This is a genomic window from Streptomyces sp. 130 (assembly GCF_007096885.1).
Lineage (GTDB): Bacteria > Actinomycetota > Actinomycetes > Streptomycetales > Streptomycetaceae > Streptomyces.
Genome location: NZ_VJNO01000060.1, coordinates 20,191 through 27,771 on the forward strand (window position 1 = coordinate 20,191; position 7,581 = coordinate 27,771).

Annotated in this window: 1 protein-coding gene; it reads right to left on the reverse strand. The window is 73.4% G+C overall.

The window, feature by feature from the left end; translation table 11 throughout:
* Positions 1-64 precede the first annotated feature (64 nt).
* On the reverse strand, positions 65-7,581 hold a 7,517-nt coding region (locus tag FKN01_RS30795; protein ID WP_143625950.1), incomplete at its 5' end, for a non-ribosomal peptide synthetase.

Genomic DNA, 7,581 nt, shown 5'->3' on the forward strand with positions numbered 1-7,581 from the left:
CCCGCTCCACGGGCCGAGGCCCCCGCCCCTGGTCGGGGGCGGGGGCCTCGGCCGGTGGAGGCGGTCAGCCCTTGTCGAGCTCCTGCCCGATGACCGCCGCGATCTTCGCTGCCGATTCCGGGAGGTGCATCGCGTGGTGGCTGCACTCGATCTCGTACTCCTCGATCCCACCGAGGATGTACGGCTTCCAGTGCTCGGCGATCGCCTCGGGCGAGTCCACCGTGGCGCTGAAGAACAGGGCCCTGCCACTGAAGACGGGCGACGTGAAGCGGCGCATGAGCGCGAGGTGTTCGATCTGGATCTCGGTCATGCGGTCCACGAGCGCAGCGTGGTCGGCCATCGCGACGTAGGCCTCGAACATGCCGCGCACCTCGGCCTCGGGCGCGTCCTTGCTGGCCGCGAAGAAGGTGCTCGGCGCGCAGTCCAGCAGGGCCAGCAGGCGGACCTCGTGGCCGCGCCGCTCCAGTTCACCCGCGACCGCGTGGGCCAGGGTGCCGCCGAACGACCAGCCGGCGAGGTGGAAGGGGCCCTCGGGCTGCACGGTGAGCAGCTGTGTCACGTAGTCCGCGACCATCTCCTCGATCGACCCGGGCAGTGGCGCGGCACCGTCGAGCCCTCTGGCCTGGATGCCGTAGCTGGGCCGGTCGGCCGGCAGGTGCGGGGCGAAGCCCATGTAGCACCAGCTCAGGCCGCCGCCGGGGTGGAACCACCACACCGGGGGCCGCTCGCCGCCGGCCTTGAGCGGCAGCACCACCGCATACGGGTCGGCGGACTGGCCGGCGTCGACACCGGAGTCGAGCCGCCGCGCCAGCCCTGCGACCGTCGGGGTCTCGAAGACGGCACGCAGCGGCAGCCGCACGCCGAGCAGCATCAGAATCCTGTTGGTGAGCCGCGTGACGAGCAGCGAGTGTCCGCCGAGGTCGAAGAAGGAGTCGTCGATGCCGACGCGCTCCTTGATACCGAGCGTCTCGGCGAACAGGCCGCACAGCACCTCCTCCTGCGGGGTGCGCGGAGCCCGGTGGGCGCTCGCGCCGAGGTCCGGCTCCGGCAGCGCGGAGCGGTCCAGCTTTCCGTTGGGGGTGAGCGGCAGGCGGTCCAGGACGACGAAGGCGCTGGGCACCATGTAGTCGGGCAGCCGTCCGGTCACCTCCTCGCGCAGCCGGTGCGCGGTGGCCTCCTCGCGCGGGCCGTGCACGGTGACGTAGGCGACCAGGTGCCGCCCCGTGCCGCGGCCGTCGCGGGGGACGACGACGGCCTGGAGGACGCCGGGGCAGGCCGTCAGGGCCGCCTCGACCTCGCCCGGTTCGATGCGGAAGCCGCGGATCTTGACCTGCTGGTCGCTACGCCCCGCGTACTCCAGCTGCCCTTCGGCGTTCCAGCGGGCCAGGTCGCCGGTGCGGTACATGCGGGTGCCCGGTGCCCCGTGCGGGTCGGGGACGAACCGTTCGGCGGTGAGTGCGGTGCGGCCGTGGTAGCCGCGGCCCAGGCTGGCGCCTGCCACGTACAACTCACCGACGACGCCCACCGGGACGGGTTCGAGGCCCGCGCCCAGAACGTAGGTGCGCATGCCGCCGAGCGGGGCGCCGATGGGTGCGCCCGCGCCCGACCCGGGCCCGCTGTCCGCGGCCCACAGCGTCGCGTAGAACGACTCGCTCTGCCCGTAGGCGTTGATGACGCGGGCCTTCGGCAACTGTTCCGCGATGCGTGCCACGAGGGTGTCGGGAAGCGCCTCGCCGGCGAAGACGAGGGTGCGGGCGTCGAGACTAGCGCCCTGTTCGAGGAGTTCGGCGAAGACGGAGGGGACGGTGCTGATGACGTCGACGCCGCGGCCGGCGCCCGTGTCCTCGCCGAGCACCAGCGCGTCACGCACCAGTTGGAGGTCCGCGCCGGTGGTCAGTGCGGTGAACACCTCGAACACCGACACGTCGAAGTTGATGGAGGTGCTCGCCAGCATGCGCACCCCCGGGCCCACGTCCAGCGACCCGGCGAGCTCGGCGACACCGTTGGTGACGTTGCCGTGGGTGATGGCGACGCCCTTGGGGGTGCCGGTCGATCCGGAGGTGTACATCACGTACGCCGTGTTCTCGGGGCGCAGCGTGCCGGGGCGCGCGGCCGGGCCGCCGGTGCGTTCCTCGTCGAGGAGCGTGTCGATGTGCACGCGCGGGACGTCGCCGGCCGGGAGCACCGGTTCGGTCGCCGCGTCGGTCAGCAGCAGCCGGGGCCGCGCGTGGGACAGCACGTAGGACAGCCGGCCGCTGGGGTAGGCCGGGTCGATGGGCAGATAGGCGCCGCCCGCCTTGAGCACGCCGAGCAGCGCGGCCACCAGGCGCGGGGTGCGGGGCAGGGCGACGGCGACGACCGTCTCGGGGCTCACGCCCCTGCGCACCAGCGAGTCGGCCACCCGGTCCGACATCGCGTCGAGTTCCCGGTACGTGACGGTCGTGTCGTCGCACGTCAGCGCGACGGCGTCGGGGCTCGCGGCGGCCTGCCGGGCGAAGGCGGCCGGGATGGTGGCCGGGGTGCGGCCGGTCTCCGTGTCGTTCCACCGGCCGAGGACCAACTGCCGTTCGGCGGGCGCCAGCAGATCGAGGCGGCCGGTCCTGGTGGCGGGGTCGGCGGCGGCCTGAGCCAGGACGCGCCCGAAGCGCTCGGCGATGTCGCGCGCCTCGGACTCGTCGAACAGGCCCTGCTGGTAGTGGAGGGTCAGCCGCAGGTGGGGCTCGGTCACGGCGATGACGGTCACCGGGTAGTGGGTGCCGGAGAACGGGCGGATGCCGGTGATCGTCAGCTCGCCCGCCGCGCTCGCGGCGCCGAGACCCGCCTGGTCGACCGGGTACGACTCGAACGCGATCATCGTGTCGAACAGGACGCTGAGGCCGGTGTCGCGGTGCAGGGCGGGCAGCCCGTAGTGGTGGTGGTCCAGGAGCGCTGCCTGGCGGCTCTGCAGCCCGGTGAACACCTCGGCGAGGCTGTGCTCGGGGCCGCAGGCCACCCGCACCGGAAGGGTGTTGATGAACAGGCCGACCATGGAGTCGGCACCGGGCAGGGTGGCGGGGCGGCCCGAGACGGTGGCACCGAACACCACGTCCTGGCGGCCGGTCAGGGCGCCGAGGACCAGCGCCCAGCTGCCCTGCACCAGCGTATTGACGGTGACGCCGAGTTCGGCGGCCCGCCTGGCCAGCGTCTCGGCGTCTTGTGCCGTGAGCGGCACGTCCAGAATGCCGATTCCGTCGCTTCCGCGGCCCTGGCGGGACGCGGCGAGCAGGGTGGGCTCCTCGACTCCGTCCAGTTCGCGGGCCCAGGCCCGGGCGGCGGCGTCCGGTTCCTGGGCGGCGAGCCACACCAGGAAGTCCTTGAAGCCGCGGGCCTGAGGCAGTCCGCTCGCGTCGCCGCGGCCGGCGTAGAGGCGCAGCAGGTCCTGCAGCAGGACGGGCAGCGACCAGCCGTCGAACAGGGTGTGGTGGGCGGTGAGGACGAGGTGGGAGACCGCGTCGTCCATGCGGATCAGGGTCATGCGCAGCAGCGGCGGCCGGGCCGGGTCGAAGTTGGTGCGCAGGTCCTCGGCAAGCAGGTCGTCGTACGCGTGCTCGCGCGCCTCCGCGTCGTCGAGCGGGCGCAGATCGGTTTCCTGCCAGGGCAGCTCGGCGCCGTCGACGACGAGCTGGACGTGGCCGCCGTCCGTGCCGGTGACGAAGGCGGCCCGCAGGTTGGGATGGCGGTCGAGGAGCGCCTGTCCTGCGGTGCGCAGCCGGCCGGGGTCGACGGGTCCGGTGAGTTCGAAGGCCAGCTGCATGTTGTAGGCGTCGAAGGCGGCGTCGGCGAGCTGCGCGTGGAAGAGCAGCCCGGACTGCAGCGGTGTGAGCGGCCACACATCGGACAGGCCCGGGTAGGCCTTGTGCCAGACGTCGAGCTCGGGCTGGCCGACCCGGACCAGCGGCAGGTCGGACGGGGTGAGGCCGCCTGCGCGGGGGTCGCTGCGCACGTGCTCGGCGAGCGCGGTCAGCGCCTGGACCCACAGGTCGGCCAGTTCGCGGACGTCGGCCGGCGCGAGGATCGTGGCGGGGAAGCTGAACACCGCGCCCAGCAGGGGGCCTTCGTCGGTTTCGGAGGCCACGGCGGTGACGTCGAGGACCGACATCGCCGGCATGTCGGCATCGAGGTCGGCCATCACACCGCCCTCGGGGGCCTGGGTCCAGCCGATGCCGCGCAGTTCCTCGGGCATGTCCGCGGCGGAGAACCGGCCCAGGTAGTTGAAGCCGATCTGCGCCTCGGGGAAGGCGGACAGCTCGCGTGCCGTCTCGGCGTTCAGGTAGCGCAGCAGGCCGAAGCCCATGCCCTTGTCGGGGACCGACCGCAGCTGTTCCTTGACGGCCTTGACGGCGCGCCCCGCGGCGTCACCCCCGGCCAGCGCCTCGCCTAGGTCGCAGCCCGCGACGTCCAGGCGCATCGGGAACATGCTGGTGAACCAGCCCACGGTGCGGGACAGGTCGGCGCCGGGCACCACGTCCTCCTCGCGGCCGTGGCCCTCCATACGCAGCAGGGTCGATGTCTCGGTGACGCCGCGCCGCTCGCGCCAGATGGCGAGGGCCAGCGCGAGCGCGGTGAGCAGACCGTCGTTGGGCCCGCCGTGGAAGGCGGCGGGCAGGGCCGACAGCGCCGTCTCGGTGACATCCGCCGGAACGGAGACCTGGACACGTTCCACCGTGGCCATGGTGTCCACCGCCGGGTCGACGCGCCGCGCGCCGAGCAGCGGATCGGGTCCGTCCAGAATGCCGCGCCACAGCGGGAGTTCGGCGGCGCGCCCGGGGCGGTTCGCCTCTTCGGCGAGGGCGTGCGTCCAGCGCCGGGCGGAGGTGCCCACCGGCGCGAGGACGGGCGGGCGGCCCGCGCGGACCTGCTCCCAGGCGGCGGCGAAGTCGGGCAGCAGAATCCGCCACGACACCCCGTCGACGACCAGGTGGTGCAGCAGTACGAGGAGCCGGCCCTGGCCTCCGTCTTGCGGGTCGAACCAGACGAGCTGCGCCATCCGGCCCGCCGCCGGGTCGAGGCGGCCGGTCGCCGCATCGAGTTCGGCGGCCAGCTGGGTGCGCCACTCCCGCGACTGCCACGCGCCGGTGCACGGCGCCCGGTGGATCAGCTCGGCCGCCGTCACCGAACCCGGCGCCTCGGCCACGAGGCCGGGCTCGTCGCCGGCCGGGCTGGTGACCAGGCGGGCGCGCAGCACGTCGTGGGTGTCGAGGACCGCCTGGACCGTCGCGGCGAGCGGCGCGGCGGACACGTCGTGCGGCAGCGTGAGCAGCATCGACTGCTGGAATCGGCCGTAGCCGCCGCCGAGTCCGAGCATGTACCGGCCGGCGGGCGGCAGCGGGGACCAGCCGACGCCGCCGCCGTCCAGCTCGGCGAGGACGGCGGTCTCGTCCTGCGTCCCGAGGTCGCGTGCCACCTCGGCGAGCCGGGCCACCGTACGGTGCTCGAAGACCTCGCGGGGGCTGACCTCGATGCCGCGTGCACGGGCCCGGGCGACGACCTGGATGGAGCGGATGCTGTCGCCGCCGACGGTGAAGAAGTCGTCGTCGACACCGACCTGGGCGGCCCCCAGCACCTCGCCGAAGACCTCGCAGAGCACCTGTTCGCGCGGGGTCGCGGGGGCCCGGAAGTCCGTGCTGCGCGGGGCGGGGGCCGGCAGGGCCCGCCGGTCGATCTTGCCGTTGGGGTCCAGCGGGAGCCGGTCGAGGACCACGAAGGCCGACGGCACCATGAACTCCGGGAGCCGTCCCGCGACGTACCGGCGCAGCTCCTCGGGGTCCGGGGCGCGGGCGGGCTGCTCGTCGGACGGGACGACGTAGCCGACGAGCAGCCCGGCGCCGCCGGCGTGCTCCTTGCGCAGCTGGACCACGGCCTGGCGCACCTCGGGGTGAGCGACGAGCGCGGCCTCGATCTCGCCCGGCTCGATGCGGAAGCCGCGGATCTTCATCTGGGTGTCGCCTCGGCCCAGGTACTCCAGCTGTCCTTCCGGGGTCCACCGCACCAGGTCCCCGGTGCGGTACATGCGCTCCCCCGCCGGTCCGAAGGGGTCGGCGACGAAGCGTTCGGCGGTGATGCCGGGCCGGTTGTGGTAACCGCGGCCGACCGCTCCCGCGACGTACAGCTCGCCGGTGACGCCGACGGGGACGGGCACCAGGCCCGGGCCGAGGACATAGGTGCGCATGTTTCCGAGCGGGGCGCCGATGGGCACGTTGCCGGTGCCGCTCCAGTCCTCGGGGATCTCGAAGGTGGTGGCATAGAAGTCCTCGGTCTGACCGTAGGCCTGGACGAGGCGGGCCCGGGGGATGGCGGCGCGCACCTTGTCCAGGAGGGTGGCGGGCAGGCTGTCGCCGCCCAGGACCACCGTGTCCACGTCCATCTTTCCGGCGACGGTGTCGAGGATCTCCGAGAACACCGAGGGCACGGCCTGCAACGAGCCGCCCCGCCAGCCGTCCCGTTCGGCGAGTTCGAGGACGTCCCGGACGATCTCGACGCTCGCGCCGCGGCTGAGGGCGGTGAACACTTCAAAGGCCGACACGTCGAAGTTGACGGAGGTGGCGCCCAGCATCCTCGACCCGGCCCGCACATCGACCACGTCGGCCAGGCGCAGCACGCCGTTGACGAGGTTGGCGTGGTGGATGGCGACGCCCTTCGGATTGCCGGTCGAGCCGGAGGTGTACATCACGTACGCCAGGCTGTCCGGGCCCCAGGAGGCGGGCCGTTCCCGGGTGCCGAGGGGCGAACCGTCCCCGCGGGCGAGGTCGAGCCGGTCGAGGTGGAGGCAGGTGGCGTCGTGGGCCGGCAGGACGCCGACGGTCGCGGTGTCGGTGAGGATGATGTCGGGGCGGGCGTCGGCCAGGACGAAGTCGAGGCGGGCGCTGGGGTAGCGCGGGTCGATCGGCAGATACGCGGCGCCCGACTTGAGGATGCCCAGCATGCCGACGACGAGTCCCGCGTCGCGGGGGAGGGCGAGGCCCACGATCGACTCCGGGCCCTGCCCCATACGCACCAGTTCCCGCGCCAGCCGGTTGGCCCGTTCGTCGAGTTCTCGGTACGTCCAGGACACCCCGTCGCCGATGACGGCGACGGCGTCGGGGGTGCGGGCCGCCTGTGCCTCGAACAGGCCGGGGATCGTCTGTGCCGGCAGGGGCGCGCGGGTGTCGTTCCAGTGCACGACGACCTGGTCGCGTTCGCCGGCCGAGAGCAGGTCGACGCCGTCCACGCGGTTGTGGGGGGCGGCGGTGACCTGCCGCAGCACGCGCAGGAAGCGCTCGGCGAGCGTGGCCGCCGTGCCCCTGTCGAAGAGGTCCGTGGCGTATTCGAGGCTGCCGCGGACGCCGCGTCCGGCGCCGGTGTCGTACTCGGTCAGGCCGAAGAACAGGTCGAACTTGGCGGAGTCGACGTCCACCGGCTCGTAGCCGAGGCGCAGGCCGTCGAGTTCGAAGTCGGGCCGGCTGACGTTCTGCCAGGCGAACATCACCTGGAACAGCGGGTGGTAGGCGGTGGAGCGCTCGGGGTTGAGCAGTTCCACCAGCCGCTCGAAGGGGACGTCCTGGT